This is a genomic window from Phyllobacterium phragmitis (genome assembly GCF_002980495.1).
Lineage (GTDB): Bacteria > Pseudomonadota > Alphaproteobacteria > Rhizobiales > Rhizobiaceae > Paramesorhizobium > Paramesorhizobium phragmitis.
In genome coordinates this window covers 54,030-73,831 of the sequence record NZ_PVBR01000018.1, presented here as the reverse complement: position 1 = coordinate 73,831, position 19,802 = coordinate 54,030, and the positions used below count along the sequence as shown (strand labels likewise).

General features: G+C 61.5%; 18 protein-coding genes. 8 read left to right on the top strand and 10 right to left on the bottom strand.

Annotated elements, in window-relative coordinates; translation table 11 throughout:
* Positions 1-114: 114 nt before the first annotated feature.
* From ytfQ to C5748_RS20485, 5 genes are all read left to right on the top strand, one after another.
* Complete coding sequence (gene ytfQ / locus C5748_RS20505; RefSeq protein WP_105743802.1) at positions 115-1,080, top strand: galactofuranose ABC transporter, galactofuranose-binding protein YtfQ; 966 nt, start codon at positions 115-117, stop codon at positions 1,078-1,080.
* Positions 1,081-1,241: 161 nt separating this feature from the next.
* Positions 1,242-2,816, top strand: coding sequence for a galactofuranose ABC transporter, ATP-binding protein YtfR (ytfR, locus tag C5748_RS20500; RefSeq protein WP_105743800.1), 1,575 nt, complete (start codon positions 1,242-1,244; stop codon positions 2,814-2,816).
* On the top strand, positions 2,813-3,841 hold the full coding sequence (locus C5748_RS20495) for an ABC transporter permease (protein ID WP_105743798.1): 1,029 nt from the start codon (positions 2,813-2,815) through the stop codon (positions 3,839-3,841). Before ytfR ends, C5748_RS20495 begins: the two co-directional genes overlap by 4 nt.
* Positions 3,838-4,827 carry a galactofuranose ABC transporter, permease protein YjfF gene (gene yjfF / locus C5748_RS20490; protein WP_105743796.1) on the top strand — a complete coding sequence of 330 codons (990 nt, stop codon included), beginning with the start codon at positions 3,838-3,840 and terminating at the stop codon, positions 4,825-4,827. The genes C5748_RS20495 and yjfF overlap by 4 nt, the downstream gene beginning before the upstream one ends.
* An 8-nt stretch (positions 4,828-4,835) precedes the next feature.
* Positions 4,836-5,588 carry a FadR/GntR family transcriptional regulator gene (locus C5748_RS20485; protein ID WP_105743877.1) on the top strand — a complete coding sequence of 251 codons (753 nt, stop codon included), beginning with the start codon at positions 4,836-4,838 and terminating at the stop codon, positions 5,586-5,588.
* 53 nt (positions 5,589-5,641) lie between these two features.
* Here C5748_RS20485 and C5748_RS20480 read toward each other — a convergent pair whose 3' ends face one another.
* From C5748_RS20480 to araD1, 3 genes are all read right to left on the bottom strand, one after another.
* Positions 5,642-5,923: a helix-turn-helix domain-containing protein gene (locus tag C5748_RS20480; RefSeq protein ID WP_105743794.1), complete on the bottom strand. Its 282-nt coding sequence runs from the start codon at positions 5,921-5,923 to the stop codon at positions 5,642-5,644.
* Positions 5,920-6,258 (bottom strand): type II toxin-antitoxin system RelE/ParE family toxin, encoded by a 339-nt coding sequence (locus tag C5748_RS20475; protein WP_105743875.1) that lies wholly within the window; start codon positions 6,256-6,258, stop codon positions 5,920-5,922. The genes C5748_RS20480 and C5748_RS20475 overlap by 4 nt, the downstream gene beginning before the upstream one ends.
* A 74-nt stretch (positions 6,259-6,332) precedes the next feature.
* The gene (gene araD1, locus C5748_RS20470; RefSeq protein ID WP_105743792.1) at positions 6,333-7,328 is read right to left on the bottom strand and encodes an AraD1 family protein; all 996 of its coding nucleotides are present in this window, start codon (positions 7,326-7,328) and stop codon (positions 6,333-6,335) included.
* 360 nt (positions 7,329-7,688) lie between these two features.
* Between araD1 and C5748_RS20465 the strand changes: the two genes are divergently transcribed.
* Together C5748_RS20465 and C5748_RS20460 are read left to right on the top strand one after the other, a co-directional pair.
* Positions 7,689-8,870 (top strand): efflux RND transporter periplasmic adaptor subunit, encoded by a 1,182-nt coding sequence (locus C5748_RS20465; RefSeq protein ID WP_105743791.1) that lies wholly within the window; start codon positions 7,689-7,691, stop codon positions 8,868-8,870.
* A gap of 7 nt (positions 8,871-8,877) precedes the next feature.
* Entirely contained in the window at positions 8,878-12,027 is a 3,150-nt protein-coding gene (locus C5748_RS20460; protein WP_105743790.1) for an efflux RND transporter permease subunit, read from the top strand.
* Positions 12,028-12,168: 141 nt separating this feature from the next.
* Here the strand turns inward: C5748_RS20460 and C5748_RS20455 are convergent, their stop codons facing one another.
* The 7 genes from C5748_RS20455 to C5748_RS29250 form a co-directional block, all read right to left on the bottom strand.
* Positions 12,169-13,155, bottom strand: coding sequence for an ABC transporter substrate-binding protein (locus C5748_RS20455; RefSeq protein WP_105743789.1), 987 nt, complete (start codon positions 13,153-13,155; stop codon positions 12,169-12,171).
* A gap of 53 nt (positions 13,156-13,208) precedes the next feature.
* Positions 13,209-14,066 carry an ABC transporter permease gene (locus C5748_RS20450; protein WP_105743788.1) on the bottom strand — a complete coding sequence of 286 codons (858 nt, stop codon included), beginning with the start codon at positions 14,064-14,066 and terminating at the stop codon, positions 13,209-13,211.
* Positions 14,063-14,953, bottom strand: a complete 891-nt coding sequence (locus C5748_RS20445) for an ABC transporter permease (protein ID WP_105743787.1) — start codon at positions 14,951-14,953, stop codon at positions 14,063-14,065. The genes C5748_RS20450 and C5748_RS20445 overlap by 4 nt, the downstream gene beginning before the upstream one ends.
* A gap of 216 nt (positions 14,954-15,169) precedes the next feature.
* Positions 15,170-15,979, bottom strand: coding sequence for an ABC transporter ATP-binding protein (locus C5748_RS20435; protein WP_105743873.1), 810 nt, complete (start codon positions 15,977-15,979; stop codon positions 15,170-15,172).
* Between the two features lie 44 nt (positions 15,980-16,023).
* Positions 16,024-17,481 (bottom strand): dihydropyrimidinase, encoded by a 1,458-nt coding sequence (hydA, locus tag C5748_RS20430; protein ID WP_105743785.1) that lies wholly within the window; start codon positions 17,479-17,481, stop codon positions 16,024-16,026.
* Between the two features lie 61 nt (positions 17,482-17,542).
* Positions 17,543-18,790, bottom strand: a complete 1,248-nt coding sequence (locus C5748_RS20425) for a Zn-dependent hydrolase (protein ID WP_105743784.1) — start codon at positions 18,788-18,790, stop codon at positions 17,543-17,545.
* Between the two features lie 34 nt (positions 18,791-18,824).
* A complete protein-coding gene (locus tag C5748_RS29250; protein ID WP_280953494.1) occupies positions 18,825-18,959 on the bottom strand; it encodes a hypothetical protein in 135 nt (44 codons plus the stop codon).
* A gap of 186 nt (positions 18,960-19,145) precedes the next feature.
* Here C5748_RS29250 and rutR point away from each other — a divergent pair, with 186 nt between their 5' ends.
* Entirely contained in the window at positions 19,146-19,799 is a 654-nt protein-coding gene (gene rutR, locus C5748_RS20420; RefSeq protein WP_105743783.1) for an HTH-type transcriptional regulator RutR, read from the top strand.
* Positions 19,800-19,802: the final 3 nt, after the last annotated feature.

Genomic DNA, 19,802 nt, shown 5'->3' with positions numbered 1-19,802 from the left:
ATCGAATGCTGAAATTTAAAAATAGCGGCTTTTCAATTTATATTACTATATGATAATAACTTGAGCAGTTCGGGAGGACATGAGGCCGGACGGTGAACGACAAGGGAGGAAACAATGTCGTATTTGAAGCGCATGATGATGAGCACGGTTGCAGCGGTGGCATTTGCCGGTGCCGCGAGTGCTGCTGACCTGACGGTCGGCTTTTCGCAGATCGGATCGGAATCCGGCTGGCGCGCCGCCGAGACGGCCGTCACCAAGATCGAGGCGGAAAAGCGCGGTGTCGATCTCAAGATCGCCGATGCCCAGCAGAAGCAGGAAAACCAGATCAAGGCCATTCGCGGCTTCATCGCCCAGGGCGTCGACGGCATCTTCGTCGCGCCTGTCGTGGCGACGGGCTGGGACTCTGTCCTGGAAGAAGCCAAGGATGCCGAAATTCCGGTCATCCTTCTCGACCGCACTATCGAGACGGCAAATCCGGATCTTTACCTGACGGCTGTCACGTCCGACACCGTTCATGAAGGCAAGGTTGCCGGCGAATGGCTGGTCAAGACGGTCGGCGACAAGCCGTGCAATATCGTCGAGTTACAGGGAACCGTCGGCTCCAGCCCGGCGATCAACCGCAAGAAGGGCTTCGAGGAAGGCATTGCAGGCCATGACAACCTGAAGATCATCCGCAGCCAGACGGGCGATTTCACCCGCTCCAAGGGCAAGGAAGTGATGGAAGGCTTCATCAAGGCGGAGAATGGCGGCAAGGACATCTGCGCGCTCTACGCCCATAATGACGACATGGCTGTCGGCGCGATCCAGGCCATCAAGGAAGCGGGTCTCAAGCCCGGAACCGACCTTCTCGTCGTATCCATCGATGCCGTCCCTGATATCTTCAAGGCGATGGCCGATGGCGAAGCCAATGCGACGGTCGAACTGACCCCGAACATGGCCGGTCCCGCCTTCGATGCGCTGAAGGCGTTCAAGGACAGCGGCAAGGCCCCGCCGAAATGGATCCAGACGGAATCGAAGCTTTACACGCAAGCTGACGATCCGATGAAGGTCTATGAGGAGAAAAAGGGCCTGGGGTACTAAGCCCTTCGGCTTTGCGAATGCCCCTCATCCGCCTGCCGGCACCTTCTCCCCGCAAACGGGGAGAAGGGAGAAGCGGCAACGTTTATGCCCCCCTCGCCCCGTTTACGGGGAGAGGGTAAGGGTGAGGGGCAACTTACCTCACGAGTTGGAGGAGCGGCGGCATGACGGGAAATGCGCCAGCTGAAAGCGACGCCGCGCAGGGCTCATTACAGAGCGATGTGCTTTTGAGCGTCGAGAATATCCATAAGTCGTTTCTCGGCTTCAAGGCGCTCGATGGCGTCGATTTCGATATCCGCGCAGGCGAAATCCATGCGCTTCTGGGCGAAAACGGCGCCGGAAAATCGACCTTGATCAAGGTTCTGACCGGCGTGCATCAGCCGGATTCCGGCGTGATCCGCTTCGAGGGCCGCGAGATCAGCGTACGCGACACGCTGCAGGCACAGCATCTTGGCATCGGCACCGTCTATCAGGAGGTCAATCTCCTGCCCAATCTGTCGGTCGCGGAAAATCTCTTCATCGGCCGCCAGCCCAAGCGCTTCGGCTTCGTCGATCGCCGCGAGATGGAAAGACGCGCCCGCGCGCTGCTTGCCCAATATGGCATGGATATCGATGTCTCGGCCGACCTGGCGCGCTATTCCGTCGCCATGCAGCAATTGATCGCGATCGCCCGCGCCGTCGATCTGTCGGGCAGGGTTCTGATCCTCGACGAGCCGACGGCCAGCCTCGACAGCCATGAAACCGAAATGCTCTTCACCGTCATGCGCCAGCTCAAGGCGCGGGGCTTGGGGCTGGTCTTCATCACCCATTTCCTCGATCAGGTCTATGCCGTCAGCGACCGCGTGACGATCCTGCGCAATGGCAGTCTCGCCGGGACGGCGTTGACCAGGGATCTGAGCAAGATCGATCTGGTTTCCAAGATGCTCGGCCGCACGCTTGCCGAAGTCACCCATACGACGCACCGCACCGCGCCACCCGCTTCGGCTCCCCGCATCTCGTTTCGCGATTACGGTCTTGCGCGCAGCATCGCGCCGTTCGACCTCGATATCGCCGAGGGTGAAGTTGTCGGCGTCGCAGGCCTTCTCGGCTCGGGCCGCACCGAGACGGCGCGGCTTCTTTTCGGCATCGATGTTCCCGATAATGGCAAGGCGTCGATCGACGGCAGGGAAATCCGCATCCGCTCGCCGCGCGAGGCCGTGGCGGCGGGCTTCGGCCTCTGCCCGGAGGACCGCAAGACGGACGGCATCGTCGGCGATCTCTCGGTGCGCGAAAACATTGCGCTGGCGCTGCAGGCGCGGCGCGGCTGGCTTCGCCGCCTGTCGAGCCGTGAGCAGTCGGATCTCGCCGACCGCTTCGTCAAGGCGCTTGATATCCGCACCTCCGATATAGAGAAACCGGTCAAGTTTCTCTCCGGCGGCAATCAGCAGAAGGTCATTCTCGCCCGTTGGCTTGCGACCAGTCCGCGCTTCCTCATCCTCGATGAGCCGACGCGCGGCATCGATGTCGGGGCGCATGCGGAAATCATCAGGCTCATCAACAGGCTCTGTGATGACGGCATGGCGCTGCTCGTCATCTCCTCCGAGATCGAGGAGATCGTCGCCTATTCGAGCCGCGTCCGCGTGCTGCGCGACCGTGTCCACACAGCGGAACTGACCGGCAGCGACATCAACCCGGCAACGATCATGCGGACCATCGCGGCTGACACCGGGAAGGGAGCCCCCCCAAAGGTGGAACAATGAACGGTTTCATGTCAGGTTCGATCGGAAAGGCATTGCCGCAGCTTCTGTCGCTGGCGGTCATCCTGTTTCTCAACTATCTGGCCTTTCCCGGCTTCTTCGATATCCGCTTGCAGGATGGGCGCCTCTTCGGCAGCCTCATCGATGTGCTCAATCGCGGCGCGCCGGTGGTGATCCTCGCCATCGGCATGACGGCTGTCATCGCCTCGAAGGGCGTCGATCTCTCGGTCGGCGCGGTCATGGCGGTGGCGGGCGCGGTGGCGGCGACGCTCGCCGTCGAAGGGCATTCGCTGCCGGTCATCATCCTGGCGGCGCTCGGCGTCGGCCTCCTCTGCGGATTGTGGAATGGCCTGCTCATCGCCTTCTTCGACCTGCAGCCCATCGTCGCCACACTGATATTGATGGTGGCGGGGCGCGGCATCGCACAGCTCATCACCGAGGGCACCATCGTCACCTTCAACGATCCCGGTCTGATCTTCTTCGGTACCGGCGCCTTTCTCGGTATTCCCATGCCGGTCGTGCTGGCGGCGGTGCTCGGCCTGTTTGCCATTCTTCTGGTGCGGCGCACGGCGCTCGGGCTTTTGATCGAGGCGATCGGCGTCAACCGCAGCGCCAGCACGTTTTCCGGCATCAACAGCCGCTTCATCCTCTTCGTCGTCTATGGCTTCAGCGGTTTGTGCGCAGGACTGGCCGGCATCATCGTCGCCGCCGATATCCGTGGCGCGGATGCCAACAATGCCGGCCTCTGGCTCGAACTCGACGCCATCCTGGCCGTCGTCATCGGCGGCACTTCGCTTCTCGGCGGCCGCTTCAGCATCCTGATGTCGATCCTCGGCGCCCTCATCATCCAGGCGATGAACACCGGCATTCTGATCTCCGGCTTTCCGCCGGAATATAATCTCATCCTGAAAGCCGCCGTCATCATCATGATCCTGCTGGCGCAGTCCGCCTCGGCGTCGGGTATGGGCATATTCCTGAAGCGTGAGCTGAAGCCGGCCAAAACAGAGCGGCAGGAAATCAGACCATGAATACCCGACTTCTGCCATTCTATGCCACGCTTCTGATCTGTGTGCTGCTCTATACGGCCTGCGTGATCCAGTTTCCCAACATGCTGTCGACGCGCGTCATCGGCAATCTTCTGACGGATAACGCTTTCCTCGGCATCGTTGCGGTGGGCATGACATTCGTCATCATTTCCGGCGGCATCGATCTTTCGGTCGGGTCGGTCATTGCATTCACCGGCGTTCTGATTGCCGTTCTGGTCAGCCATCACGGCATGCATCCACTGGCCGCCTTTGCCATCGCGCTGGTGTTCGCGATGGTTTTCGGCGCGGCCATGGGTGCGATCATCCATTATCTCAACGTGCCGGCCTTCATCGTCACGCTGGCGGGGATGTTCCTCGCCCGCGGTCTCTGCTTCGTCCTGACGACACAGTCGATACCGATCAACCATCCCTTCTACACCACTTTGCAGGGTCTCTATTGGCGCATGCCCGGCGGCGGCAGGCTGACATTCATCGGCGGCCTGATGCTGGCGGTGTTCGCAGCCGGCATCATCATCGCCCATTTCACCAAGTTCGGCTCCTACGTCTATGCCATCGGCGGCAACCGCACGTCCGCCGAACTGATGGGCGTTCCGGTCGCGCGCACCACGATCGGCATCTACGCCCTGTCCGGCTTTCTCGCCGGTCTCGCCGGCATCGTCTTTTCGCTCTACACCTCGGCGGGTTATTCGCTGTCGGCCGTCGGCGTCGAGCTCGATACGATCGCCGCCGTGGTCATCGGCGGAACGCTTCTGACCGGCGGTGTCGGCTATGTCGCGGGAAGTTTCTTCGGCGTCATAATCCAGGGCATCATACAGACCTACATCGTCTTCGACGGCACGCTTTCGAGCTGGTGGACCAAGATTGTGGTGGGGATATTGCTCTTCGCATTCATTGCGTTGCAGCGGGTTCTTGTATTTGTGTCGGAAAGGCGCATATCGGGGCGAACCATAGCAAGGAGCACCGGGTGATCGACAAGATGCAGCTTGGCCAATATGATTTCAGCAGCTCGGCGCAGTCGCGCACCCATCACGCACATGTCATGCACGATCTGGGGCTCGGCATCGTCAAGGGGCGCTACGCCGAGAAAAGCATCCTGCCTGGAGACGCCGAACTTCTCGAACGCTTCGGCGTTTCACGGACCGTGCTGCGCGAGGCGCTGAAGACGCTGGCCGCCAAGGGACTGATCCAGCCCAAGGCCAAGATCGGCACGCGGGTGCGCGAACGCTCCCAATGGAATCTTTTCGATCCCGATATTCTGATCTGGCATTTCGAGGCGGGCGTGGATCAGAAGTTCATGGAGAGCCTCGCCGAAATGCGGCTGGCGCTGGAACCCGAAGCAGCGGCGCTCGCCGCGCAAAGACGCACGGAAAAGCAGTTGGCCGATCTCTATCACTGGGCGGACCGGATGGGCGACCGGGATGATACGGCGCAGAACTTCGTCTATAGCGACCTGCAGTTCCACCTGACGGTTGCCGAAGCTTCAGGCAATCCGTTCATGCGTTCGCTCAGCGCCCTGATCGAGGTCGCATTGGTCACCGCCTTCACGCTCAGCTCACCCATTCCCGATTCGAAGCGGCACGCAGCATCCGTCATGAAGCACCGCGCCATCGCCGATGCCATCGCCAGGCAGGACCCGGAAGCCGCCCGCACCGCCATGCGGCTCGTCATCTTCGAAGGCGCGGAGCGCGTCGCCCACGCCGAACGCGAAAAAGACAGCGTGACCAGCTGAGAAGGCTGTTGGGGGGACGACTATCTTAGACGAAATGTCGCGAAATCCCTGCGTTATGCGGCATCCAGCACGCGCATCTCGAGGTGCAGTCCAGCCGAAGCCGCCATATTGACCAACATATCCAGGCTGAACAGGTCAATTTTGCCCCGTATGAGATCGGAGATACGCGGTTGTGTTACGCCGAACAATTCCGCAGCCTGAACTTGGCTCATGCCGTCGCGCGTGATGCGCTCTTTGAGAGCCGTCATCAGCACTGAGCGGAGTTTCATGTTTTCAGCCTGGGCAGGAGTGTCCTCAATCGCATCCCACACACTGTCAAAGCGCTGGTTGGTCATTTCCCCAGTTCCTTCATCAGCTCTCGATAACGTTTTCCGGCCACATCCAAATCCGTTTTTCTGGTCTTCTGCGTCTTTTTCTGAAAACAGTGCAACACGTAGACTGTATCAGCGAATTTTGCGACGTATAGTACCCGGAATGCACCCGAATCGTCCCGAAGCCGAATTTCCTGTACGCCTTTTCCGACCGTAGCCATCGGTTTCCAATCATCAGGATCACGGCCATGCTGCACTCGATCGAGTTGATATCCGGCCTCACGCCTTGCAACTGCCGGGAAGGCGCGCAGATCGTCAAGGGCGCTCCTCAGGAACTGGACAGGCTTCGGATCAATCATCAGCCCATATATACAAAATTTTGTATATATGGGCAATCTTTTTCTGATCGGCCAACCGGGGAGCGGGAGGCTCTTTAAAGCGCCTTGATCTTCACCTTTTCCGGCTTGGAATTTTGCAGCGGATTGCGCAGTGGCAGGCCGAATTCCTCGGCTTCGATCTCGAAGACATCGCCCGGCTCCGTGCGGATGCCATCAGCGAAGGAAAGCGTCGCCGTTCCGAACATGTGGATGTGGATATCGCCGGGCTGGCGGAAGAGCTCATATTTGAAATGATGATGTTCCAGATTGGCGATGGTGTGGGACATGTTGTCTTCGCCCGACAGGAACGGCTTTTCCCAAAGCGGCTTGCCGTTGCGCAAGATGCGCGACGTGCCGCTGATATGCGCCGGCAGCTTGCCGGTCCGCAGTTCAGGCCCGACCGAGCAGGGGCGCAGCTTCGAATGGGCGAGGTAGAGATAGTTGACCCGCTCCATGATATGGTCGGAAAATTCATTGGCGAGCGCGAAGCCGAGACGGAAGGGCGTGCCGTCGGGGCCGATGAGATAGATGCCGGCGATCTCGGGTTCCTCGCCGCCATCATCGGCGAAGTCAGGCGACAGGAGTGCGGCGCCCGGCGCCGCGAGCATCGTGCCGTTGCCCTTGTAGAACCATTCGGGCTGGACGCCGGCCTTGCCCTTTTCAGGCTTTCCGGCCTCGATTCCCATCTGGAACATCTTCATCGAATCGGTGAGGTTCTCGTCCTTCTTCTGCGCCGAAGCCTTCTTGTGCATGGCATCGCGCGTCGAGGCCGAGCCGAGATGGGTGAGTCCGGTCCCGGTGAGATGGATATGCGCCGCATCAGGCGCGTCGATGGGCAGCAGCAGGCGTCCCTCGTCATAGGCCGCATCCACGTCGACGGCCTTGCCGAGCCCGCGCGCTTCGGCGGCGGCGGCAATCGTCGTTTCGCCTTCGACTGCCGTATGGGCGAGTTCGAGCACCGAGCGTGTGCGCCGAACGACAAAGAAGCCGTCCTTCGTCCGCGCTGCGACCTGTCGTTTGCCTTTTTCGCCGATCAGTTGAACCAGATTCAAATCACCCTCCCAATTCCACGGGTTTCATCCCTTCATGGGGATGTCCATCACATTCTGCGTTTAAAAGTCATACTATATGAGCAATATCAAGAGGCTTCTTTCCCGGTGCGGCGTTTGATTACATAAATTTAATTGGACGCGCCGGACCATGATGGGCAAATTGCCGCCACAGCAAAATGATTTGAATGTCTCACCAGAGGCTACGACCGATCAGAGAAGGCCGCGCCCCTTGCTAGATGACGATCATGTTTTGTTAATTCCCCTGCCATTTGCCACATATGCCCTTCGGATGTTTGGGCGTATGATCGGTGCTGCCGACGCGTTGCGTTGCCATATGTGTTCCCATGACCGGAGTGCTGGATGAAAGTCTGGAAGCAGATTGTCCTGACTGTCTTTCTCCTGCTGGCTGCTTTCGCCGGCTGGGCTTATTTTTATCCCGGTGCAAATGCCCTTCTCGCGCGTGTCGGCATCGACTGGCTACCCGCTGAGGCAACCTCCACGCCGCAGAATGCCGCAAGCGGGCAGGATGGCGCCGCGCGAGATGGTACGCTGGTCGTCGCCCGGCCCGCCGAGCGCCAGACGATCAATAATCGGCTGACGGCCATTGGCACGGGCCGTGCGCTGGAGACGGTTTCGGTGACGCCCTATACCGGCGGGATGATGACAAAGCTTCTGGTCAAGGCAGGCGCGAGGGTGAAGGCGGGCGAGCCGATCGCCCAGCTTGACGCCGGAAACGAGAAAATCGCCTCGGACAAAGCGCAAATCGCCTTGCAGGACGCCCAAAACACATTGCGTCGCATCACGACGCTGCGCTCGACCAATACGGCGACGCAGGTGCAGGTGGTCGATGCCGAGCTTGCCGTCGCCAACGCCAGGCTTGCATCGGAGGAGGCGAGCCTCGCGCTCAGTCGCCGGACGGTAACCGCGCCGATCTCCGGCATCATCGGTATTCTGCCGGTGAATGCCGGCAATTTCATCACGGCGCAGACGTCGATCGCGACCATCGACGACCGCTCGCAGATACTGATCGATATCTGGGTGCCGCAGCGTTACGCACCGCAGATCAGGGTCGGCCAGCCGCTCACCGCGACTGCCATCGCCATGCCGGGGCAGCGGTTCGAGGGCAAGATCAGCGCCGTCGACAACATGATCGACCCGGCGAGCCGGACATTGCGTGTGCGTGCCGGGATAGCCAACCCGAAGGATGTGCTGCGTGCCGGCATGTCCTTCGAGGTGACGATCCCGTTTCCGGGCGACACCTATCCTTCCGTCGATCCGCTGGCCGTCCAGTGGAGCGCCGATGGCGCCTTCGTCTGGCGTATCGTCGGCGGGCTGGCCGAAAGGGTTCCCGTGCGCATCATCCAGCGCAACACCTCGAGCATTCTGGTCGATGCGCAATTGCAAGAAGGCGACATGATCGTCACGCAGGGCGTGCAGAGCGTGCGCGCGGGCAATCCGGTCAGGATTACCAGGGACGAGGGCGCCACGTCCGACGGTCCGGAGGTGAAGCCTTTCGTCTCCCCCATCGACAACGCCGGATGAGCCCGCGATGAGCGAACGTTCTCCAGCTTCCTCCCCCGCCTCCAGTGAAGGCGGCTTGACCGCGCTTTTCATCCGCCGCCCGGTTCTTGCCTTCGTTCTCAATGTTCTGATCGTCGTGGCCGGCCTTGCCGCTTTTACCGGCGTCAGCATCCGTGAGCTGCCGGATGTCGATCGCCCTATGGTCACCATCAGCACCTCGTTCGACGGCGCATCGGCGGAAACCATCGACCGCGAGTTGACGCAGGTTCTGGAAAACGCCGTGGCGCGCGTTTCCGGCGTGAAGTCGATTTCATCGACGTCGTCATTCGGGCGCAGCCGCGTGACGGTCGAGTTCAATGACGGCGTCGATCTCAACGTCGCCGCAGCCGACATGCGCGACGCCATATCGCGCGTCGCCAACGACCTGCCCGAAGACGCCGATGCCTCGCGCATCATCAAGGCCGACGCCAATGCCGATCCGGTGGTGCGGCTTGCCGTATTGTCGAACACCATGCCCGTCCAGGACATGACGGTGCTGGTCGAGGACGAGATACAGGACGTCCTCGCCGCAGTCCCCGGCGTCGCCGACGTGCAGGTATTCGGCGACCGTGACAAGATCTTCCGCATCGACATCGATCAGGCGAAGCTTGCGAGCTACGGCCTCACCATTGCCGATGTCTCCAATGCCCTTTCCACCATGGCGCTCGACACCCCGGCGGGCTCCTTGAGGAGTAACGATCAGTCGATCGTCGTGCGCGCCTCCGCGACGATCACCACGCCGGAAGGCTTCGAGGATATCTTCATCAACGGTCACACCAAGATCGGCGATGTCGCCAATGTGACGCTGGGGCCGGATATCGAATCCTCCGCCGTGCGCGCCAACGGCCGCTCGGCCATCGGGCTCGGCATCATCCGTCAGGCCCAGTCGAACACGCTCGAAATCTCGAAGGGCATCCGTGCTGCGGTTGACAGGCTGCAGAAGACCCTGCCGCAAGGCGTCGAGCTTCGCGTCACCAGCGATGACGCCACGTTCATCAACGGTGCTATTCACGAGGTCGAAATCGCGCTGATCGCCTCCGTCCTCATCGTCATCCTGATCATATTCCTGTTTCTGTGGGATATTCGCGCCACGCTGATCCCGGCCATCTCGCTGCCGGTCGCGCTGATCGGTACGTTCGCGGCCATCTATCTCGCCGGCTTCTCGGTCAATATCCTGACGCTGCTGGCGCTGGTGCTCGCCACCGGCCTCGTGGTCGACGATGCGATCGTCGTGCTTGAAAACATCGTGCGCCGCCGCAACCTGGGCATCGGTCCGCGCGCGGCAGCCGTATTGGGGACCGAGGAGGTGTTCTTCGCCGTCATCGCCACGACGCTGACCCTCGTTGCCGTCTTCGTGCCGATCTCCTTCCTGCCGGGGCAGACCGGCGGGCTCTTCCGCGAATTCGGCTTCGTGCTGGCGATGGCGGTTTTCCTGTCTTCTATCGTCGCGTTGACGCTTTGTCCGATGCTTGCCTCGCGCTTCCTGACCGAAGCCGCGGTGCATCATGAGGATATCAACCATTCGCCCGGCATGATCAGGCGTTTCGGCGGCCTGCTCGCCCGGTTTTACCGGGTGAGCCTCCATGCCTGCCTTTCGGCCCCGCTGATCGTCGTCATCGTGGCGGTTCTCTTCGCGGCCATATCTTACGGCGCTTATGGGCTGATACGCCAGGAACTGACACCGAGCGAAGATCGCGCCATCGCGTTCCTGCGCCTCAATGGGCCTCAGGGCATCAGCATCGAGTTCCTGCAGTCGCAGATCGACCGGATCGAAGCGCTGCTCCAGCCGCTGCACGATTCCGGCGAGATCGAGAGCACCTTCGCCATCGCCGGTTCGGGCGGCTCATCGAACAACGGCTTCATCGTCCTGAGGCTTGCGCCCTGGGGTGAGCGTAGTCGCACCCAGCAGCAGATCATGGCCGATGTGCAGAAGAGGCTTGAGCCCGTCACCGGCATACGCATCTTCGCTGCCCAGCCCAACAGCCTCGGCATCCGCGGCGCGGGCAACGGACTGCAATTCGCGCTGGTCGGCAATAATTATGCGGATCTCCAGACGGCCGCCCAGAATGTCGTTGCGGCGATGGAAAAGGATCCCCGCTTCCAGCAGCCGCGCCTTTCGGTCGAGCCGACGCAGCCGCAGCTCTCGGTCGATATCAACCGCGAACGCGCTTCCGATCTCGGCATCGATATCACAGGGCTCGCCAATGCCGTCCAGTCCGTCCTCGACGGGCGCAAGATCGGCTCGGTCTATATCGGCGACCGCAGTTTCGACGTCAAACTCGTTTCCACGACGAATCCGATCAACGATCCGACCGATCTTGAAAACATCTTCATGAAGACGGGGGACGGGCGCTACGTGCCGATGTCTTCCATCGCTAGCGTTGTCGAGAAAGCCGTGCCGCCGCAACTCAACCGCGAGCAGCGGATGCGCTCCGTCGCGATCACTTCGGGCCTCCGTCCGGGCTTCGCGCTCGGCAATGCCTATGCGGCCGCACAGGAAATAGCGGCGCCATTCCTGCCCGCCGGCTCGCGCATCATTCCGCTGGCGGAAGCGCAGACGCTGGGCGAAACCTCCACCGGCCTGGCAATCACCTTCGGCTTCGCCATCGTCATCATCCTGCTCGTCCTGGCGGCCCAGTTCGAAAGTTTCATCAGCGCGCTGATCGTCATGGCGACCGTGCCGCTCGGTCTCGGCTGCGCCGTCTTTGCCATGCTGATGACGGGAACAAGCCTCAACGTCTATAGCCAGATCGGCCTTGTCCTCCTCGTCGGCATCATGGCCAAGAACGGCATTCTCATCGTCGAATTCGCTGATCAGTTGCGTGACAAGGGCTTGAGCGTGCGCGAGGCGATCGAGGAGGCCGCGAATATCCGCCTGCGCCCGGTGACGATGACCATGATCTGCGCCGTGCTCGGCGGCGTGCCGCTGGTATTGGCAAGCGGCGCCGGCGCCGAGGCGCGTATCGCGCTCGGCTGGGTCATCGTCGGCGGCCTCGGCCTTGCCACCGTGGCGACGCTCTATGTGACGCCCGTCGCCTATCTCCTGCTCGGTCGTTTCACCAAGCCGAAAGCCGAGGAGCATGCCCGTTTGCAGCGCGAACTGGAGCACGCGGCGAGAAAGCCGGCGCCGGCGGAGTAGAGCGGGAGGGACTCCATCTCTTCATATCAGCGACTCATCTGAAACGCTGGCGGGACAGCGCCCCCTCCGCCCTTCGACAAGCTCAGGAGGGTAGAGGGGGGCGCCTCGCGATTCCATTAAAACAGGAAGCGCGCTAAAAGCCTACTTGATCGCGTCCATCACCTTGGTGGTCCAGGCGCCTTCCGGCTTCTTGGTGATGACGGGATCGGAGCCGCCGCTCATCAGCGTTTCCACCGTGCGGTCGGCCGCCGCCGTGTCGAGCTTGCCGTCCGAACCTTCGGTCAGCTTGTTGATCTCGCCCACCATCCGCTTCTGGTGCTTTTCGGTCTGCGCGCCGGAAGCATCGTTTTCCAGGATGATCTCCGCCGCCTCGTCGGGGTTTTCGCGCGCATAGTCCCAGCCCTTCATCGAGGCTTTGACGAAGCGGGCGAGCTTGTCGACCATTGCCGGGTCGTCGAGGCTCTTGTCGAGGACGTAAAGCCCGTCCTCCAGCGTCGCCACGCCCTGATCCTCATATTTGAAGACGACGAGCTGGTCTTCCGGAATGCCGGCGTCGATCACCTGCCAATATTCATTATAGGTCATGGTGGAGATGCAATCGGCCTGCTTCTGGATCAGCGGATCGACATTGAAGCCCTGCTTGAGAACGGTCACGCCTTCCGGCCCGCCATCGGTCTTGATGCCGAGATGGTTCATCCACGACAGGAACGGATATTCATTGCCGCCGAACCAGACGCCGAGCGTCTTGCCCTTGAAATCCTCAGGCTTGGTGATGCCGGTCTCCTTGCGGCAGGTCAGCATCATGCCCGAGCGCTTGAATGGCTGCGCGATGTTGACGAGCGGCACACCCTTTTCGCGCGTGGCGAGCGCCGAGGGCATCCAGTCGACGATCACGTCGGCGCCGCCTCCTGCGATCACCTGCGGCGGGGCGACATCCGGACCGCCCGGCTTGATCTCGACATCGAGGCCTTCTTCCTCGTAGAAGCCCTTGTCCTTGGCGACGTAATAGCCGGCGAACTGGCCCTGCGTCACCCATTTGAGCTGCAGCGTCAGCTTGTCGGCTGCAAGCGCCGTGCCTGCCATCAGCGACATGGCGATCCCGAGCGATAATGCGATCGTCTTTTTCATAGTGGTTCTCCTCTGGTTGGCGGCTCCGCCTTATGCGAACGGAGTCCGTATTCTTAGGTTCTGTACGATGGATGCCAGAATGTGACGGCGCGCTCGATCAGCGCGATCATCCCATAGGAAAGCGAGCCGGCAAGGGCGGCGACGAAGATTTCGGCCCAGACCATGTCGACATTCATCCGTCCGATTTCCGCCGAGATGCGAAAGCCCATGCCGACGATCGGCGTGCCGAAGAACTCCGCCACGATCGCGCCGATCAGCGCCAGCGTCGAATTGATCTTCAGCGCGTTGAAGATGAACGGCATCGCCGCGGGAAGCCGGAGCTTTAGGAGCGTCTGCCAATAGTTCGAGCCATAGGTGCGCATCAGATCGCGCTCCATATGCCCCGAGGCGGCGAGCCCCGCCACCGTGTTCACCAGCATCGGGAAGAAGGTCATGATGATGACGACCGCCGCCTTGGACGGCCAGTCGAAGCCGAACCACATCACCATGATCGGTGCGATGCCGACGACGGGCAGCGCGGCGACGAGATTGCCGATCGGCAAGAGCCCCTTGCGCAGGAACGGCACACGGTCGACGATGATGGCGGTGATGAAGCCCGCGCCGCAGCCGAGCGCATAGCCGGCGATGACGGCCTTCAGATAGGTCTGGCGGAAATCGGCCCAGAGCGTGGGAACCGACGAACTGATGCGCGCCCATATCATCGAAGGGGCCGGCAACAGCACGGACGGTATCTCGAAGGCGCGGACGATCAGCTCCCAGAGCACCAGCAGCCATATGCCGAAGAGGGCGGGAATAGCGAGATCGACCAGCCGCTGCCCGCGCGGTGAGGCAAGCCGCAAACCGGCGAGGCTCTTCACGGAAAACCAGGCGACGAGCCAGACTGCGATGACGAGAAGCAATGGCTTGATCATGGTCTTGCCCCGCCCGCATGTGCGCCCATCCGCCTATTGACGAAATGGGCGGCAAGCCCGACCAGCGCCACCAGCACGGCGGCCATCAGCGATGCGGCGATCAGCGCCGCCCATATCTGCACCGTCTGGCCGTAATAGGAGCCGGCGAGAAGCCGCGCGCCGAGCCCCGCCACCGCGCCGGTCGGCAATTCGCCGACGATGGCGCCGACGAGGCTGATGGCGACGGCGATCTTCATCGAGGTGAAGAGATAGGGCAGCGCTGCCGGCCAGCGCAGTTTCCAGAACACCTGGGAGGCTGAGGCATGATAGGTGCGCATCAAATCGAGATGCGTGATCTCGGGCGAGCGCAGGCCCTTCACCATGCCGACGGCGACTGGGAAGAACGACAGATAGGTCGAAATCATCGCCTTCGGCAGAAGGCCGGTCATGCCGACCGCGTTCAACACCACGATGATCATCGGCGCAATCGCCAGGATGGGGATGGTCTGCGAGGCGATGATCCACGGCATCAGGCTCTTGTCGAGCGTGCGCGAATGGACGATGCCGACCGCCAGCAATATGCCGAGCAGTGTGCCCATGATGAAGCCGAGAAGTGTGGAGGAAAGCGTCACTCCGCCATGATAGACGAGGCTGCGTTTCGAGGTCGGCTTGATATCGAAGACGGTTTTGCGGATTTCCTCCGCCACCTGATGCGGCGCGGGCAGCACCGGCCGCTCCTGGTGCATCGTGTTGGTGATGAGCTGGCTGGTGGAAAGCTCCCTCCCGCTACGTTCCGCCTGGTCGCGCTCGAAAGGCGCGTTGAGGAATATCGCCAGCAGGTACCAGAGCGCGGCGATGATGATGAGAACGGTCGTGACCGGGAAGAGCTTGTCGCGCAGGAAGGTCATGTGGTGCCCTCCGCAAAGTGCAGAGGCGGGCGCGAATTTTCACCCCCCTCTGCCCTGCCGGGCATCTCCCCCGCAAGGAGGGAGATTATCTCTTCATAGAAGTTTGCGACCAATCGCAAGCGTCGAGGAGTAAGCAGTGTCGTCCGTGTCAGCCAATCTCCCTCCTTGAGGGGGAGATGCCCGGCAGGGCAGAGGGGGGTAATGTCTCGCACCACCCTATTGCTCATAACTATGCCCCAGTCGCAGCCCCTCGCGCACGCGGTGGGCGATCTTCAAGAATTCCGGCGTCTCGCGGATTTCCAGCGGACGGTCTGGCCCGAGATCGCAATCGATGATCTCGTGGATGCGGCCGGGACGCGGACTCATCACCACGATCCTGGTCGACAGGAACACCGCTTCGGGGATGGAATGGGTGACGAAGATCACCGTCTTCCGCGTCTTTGCCCAGAGCTTCAGAAGCTGCTCGTTGAGATGGTCGCGGACGATCTCGTCGAGCGCGCCGAACGGCTCGTCCATCAAAAGCATGTCGGGGTCGAAGGAGAGCGCGCGGGCGATGGAGGCGCGCTGCTGCATGCCGCCGGAAAGCTGCCAGGGATATTTCTTGCCGAAGCCGGTGAGATTGACCAGCGCCAGGTTCTTCTCGATCAGCGCGGTGCGTTCCGCCTTGGCAACGCCCATCACCTCGAGCGGTAGCGAGATATTGGCGGCAATCGTCCGCCAGGGATAGAGCGCCGCCGCCTGGAACACATAGCCGTAGGCGCGCTTCCTGCGCGCTTCCTCCGGCGTCACGCCATTGACGGTGATCGTGCCCGATGTCGGCTGCTCCAGATCGGCGATGACGCGCAAGAGCGTGGTCTTGCCGCAACCTGATGGGCCGATGAAGGAGACGAACTCGCCGCGCTCCACCGTAAGATCGATATTGGAGAGCGCATGGACCGGACCGTCGCCGGTCTGGAAGACGAGCGACAATCCACGCGCATCGATCACCGGTCCATTGGATCCAAGGCCAGAAGCAGCGGCGTTCATATGCGGCCCTTGCGAGATTCCGGGAGCGACATTCATCAGACCCCTCAGACCCCGGCCGGCATATGTTCGGGCTTGCGTTCGACTTTGCGCGGCGCCACCAGTTCCTTCCAGGTCGAGAGCGCGCGGTTGGCGGCTGAGTGCGGCGCGCGCTCGACGAAACGCCCGTCTCCGGTTTGCGCCAGAACTTCGCCATCCCTGTAGGCGATGCGTCCGCGCGACAGCGTCATGCGCGGCAGGCCCGTCACTTCGATGCCTTCGAAGACATTGTAGTCGATCGCCGATTTCTGCGTCCTGGCCGAGATCGTCTTCTTCGCCTCCGGGTCCCATATCACGATATCCGCGTCCGACCCCGGCAGGATAGCGCCCTTCTTCGGGTAAATGTTGAGGATGCGGGCGATGTTGGTGGAGGTCACGGCGACGAATTCGTTCGGCGTCAGGCGCCCGGTGCGCACGCCCTTGGTCCACAGCACCGGAAGCCGGTCTTCGAGCCCGCCGGTGCCGTTGGGTATCCTGGTGAAATCGCCAAGGCCGAAGCGCTTCTGCTCGGTGGTGAAGGCGCAATGGTCTGTCGCCACGACCTGCAGGCTGCCGGCGGCGAGCCCCGCCCACAGCCCGTCTTGATGCCGCTTGTCGCGGAACGGCGGCGACATGACGCGCCGCGCCGCATAATCCCAATCTTCGTGTCTGTATTCGTTTTCGTCGAGCACCAGATGCTGGATCAGCGGCTCGCCGAAGACCCGCATTCCCTTCTGCCGGGCGCGCCGGATTGCCTCGTGGCTCTCCTCGCACGAGACATGCACCACATAGAGCGGCACGCCTGCCTGGTCGGCGATCATGATGGCGCGATTGGTTGCTTCGCCCTCCACCTCCGGCGGGCGGGAATAGGCATGCGCTTCCGGGCCGTTATTGCCTTGCGCCAGCAGCTTTTGCTGCAGATGCGCGACCACATCGCCGTTCTCGGCATGGACAAGCGGCATGGCGCCGATCTCGGCGCAGCGCTGGAACGAGGCGAACATCTCGTCGTCATTGACCATCAGCGCGCCCTTATACGCCATGAAATGCTTGAAGGTGTTGATGCCGCGCGCCACCACCTCGGGCATCTCGTCGAAGATCTGCTTGTTCCAGCCGGTGATCGCCATGTGGAAGGAATAATCCGTGCGCGCCTTGCCCGCCTTCTGGAACCATTCCTGCAGCGCGTCGAGCAGCCCGCCTTCGGCGCCGGGCAGCACGAAATCGACCACCATGGTCGTGCCGCCAGCCAGCGCCGCCGCCGTGCCCGTGTCGAAATCATCGGAGGAATAGGTGCCCATGAACGGCATCTGCAGATGCGTATGCGGGTCGATGCCGCCCGGCATCAGATAGCAGCCGGTCGCGTCGATCACCTCGTCGCCGGAGAGATTGTCGCCAACGGCCGCGATGGTCTCACCGTCGATCAGCACATCCGCCTTGTAACTGCGATCAGCGGCAATGATCGTACCGCCCTTGATGACTTTTGTCGCCATTTTGTTCGTTCCCCTTTTGGTATTCTACCGAACAGCTTGCGTTGTATTCGTCAGGCCAATGCTACTCCACGATCTCCGCCGTTTCGACCGCCGCGTGGAACAGCACGTCGGCCCCCGCCGCCGCCCATTCCTTGGAGATCTCTTCGTCTTCATTATGGCTGAGGCCATCGACGCAGGGGCACATGACCATCGTTGCCGGCGCGACCCTGGCCGCCCAGCAGGCATCATGCCCCGCGCCGGAGATGAGATCCATATAGCTGTAGCCGAGCCTCTCGGCGGCGTCGCGGACACGGCCGACCAGCACCGGGTCGAAGGTGATCGGATCGAAATGCCCGACAGCTTCGATAGAGCAGCCGACGCCGAGGACTTCGGCAATCGCAGGCGCTTCCGCCTCGATCTTCGCCCGCATGCGGTCGAGCTTCGCCTGGTCCGGCGTGCGGATGTCGATGGTGAACACCACCTTGCCCGGCAGGACGTTGCGCGAATTGGGCGAAAAGAACATCTGCCCGACGCCGCCGACGGCTCCCGGCTGGTTTTCCATGGCCACCGCCTGCACCATTTCGAGGATGCGCGCCATGGCGAGCCCGGCATTGACGCGCAAATTCATCGGCGTCGAGCCGGTATGCGCTTCCTTGCCGGTCAGCGTCACCTCAAGCCACCAGAGGCCCTGGCAATGGGTGACGACGCCGATCTGCTTGCTCTCCGCCTCGAGGATCGGCCCCTGCTCGATGTGATATTCGAGATAAGCGTGCATCTTGCGCGCGCCGACTTCCTCGTCGCCCACCCAGCCGATGCGTTTCAGCTCGTCGCCGAATGTCTTGCCCTCAGGGTCGGTGCGGGCATAGGCGTAGTCGAGCGTGTGGACGCCGGCGAAAACGCCGGAGGCGAGCATGGCCGGGGCGAAGCGCGCGCCTTCCTCATTGGTCCAGTTTGTGACGACGATCGGGTGCTTCGTCTTGATGCCGAGGTCGTTGAGCGTCCGCACGATTTCGAGCCCGCTGAGGACGCCCAGCACGCCGTCATATTTGCCGCCGGTCGGCTGCGTGTCGAGATGGCTGCCGACATAGACGGGCAGCGCGTTCGGATCGGTTCCGGGGCGGGTGGCGAACATCGTGCCCATCTTGTCGACGCCGATCGTCATACCGGCCGCTTCGCACCATGTCTGGAAGAGACTGCGCCCCGCCGCGTCCGCGTCGGTCAGCGTCTGACGGTTGTTGCCGCCGCGCAATCCGGGCCCGATCTTCGCCATCTCCATCAGGCCTTCCCAGAGGCGGTCGCCGTTGATCCTGAGATTGCCGTTGAGTGCCATGATGGAATTCCCTCCAATTGCTTTGCGGTTTGCCTTATGCGAGCTTCTTGAGAATATCGGCCAGTGGTGGCGGGCAAATATCCCTGGCGCTGAAAGAGAGACGGAGGCTCAGCTTCAACCGACCGTTGGACGTGCCGGGATTATTGGTGCTCAATGCCGAATCCGACATGCGCCCTGCCTCCTGATTGCGGAGTTTCACCCGCTGTGTTTCTTATGTTCCCGTGACCTGCCGCTTGGGGTGCTGCCATAATCAAAAACTTGACTACTTGGTCAAAATGCAGGCTAGAAGAGCAGTGGGATGCGGTCAAGCGCTTTCAGCGTTTTCGAAGGTGCTCCCTCGATTGAAAGGTGTCAAATGGCCACGGCGGTCAAACGCAAGAACGGGGAGAAGGCCGAAGGCACGACCCGTATCCAGGGCATCAACCGGCGCATCATTCTCGAAGCCGCGCTCGAGGTCTTTTCGACCTATGGATTTCGCGGCTCGACGATCGACCAGATCGCCGAAAAGGCCGGCATGTCGAAGCCCAACCTGCTCTATTATTTTCCGCGTAAGCAGAACATCTATGTGACGGTTCTCGAAGATACGCTGGAGGAATGGCTGCGTCCCCTGGATGACATAGACCCGGCTGGAGACCCGGTCGAGGAACTGCGCAAATACATCACGCTGAAGCTGAAGATGTCGGAGGAGAAGCCTGAGGCGTCCCGCCTTTTCGCCAATGAAATCCTGCATGGCGCCCCGGCGATTTCCGATTTTCTGAAAGGCCATCTGAAAGAGCTCGTTGATGAGAAGGCCACAATCATCCGCCGCTGGGTGGATGAAAAGAAGCTCAGCCCCGTCGATCCCTATCATCTCATCTTCATGATCTGGGCCACCACCCAGCATTATGCGGATTTCGATGTACAGGTGCGCGCCATCCTTGGTTCGCAGGTCAACCGTCCCGGCTTCCACGAACAGACGGCACAGGCCGTGATCAGCATCATTCTCAACGGCATCAGGCCGCGCGGCTGAAAC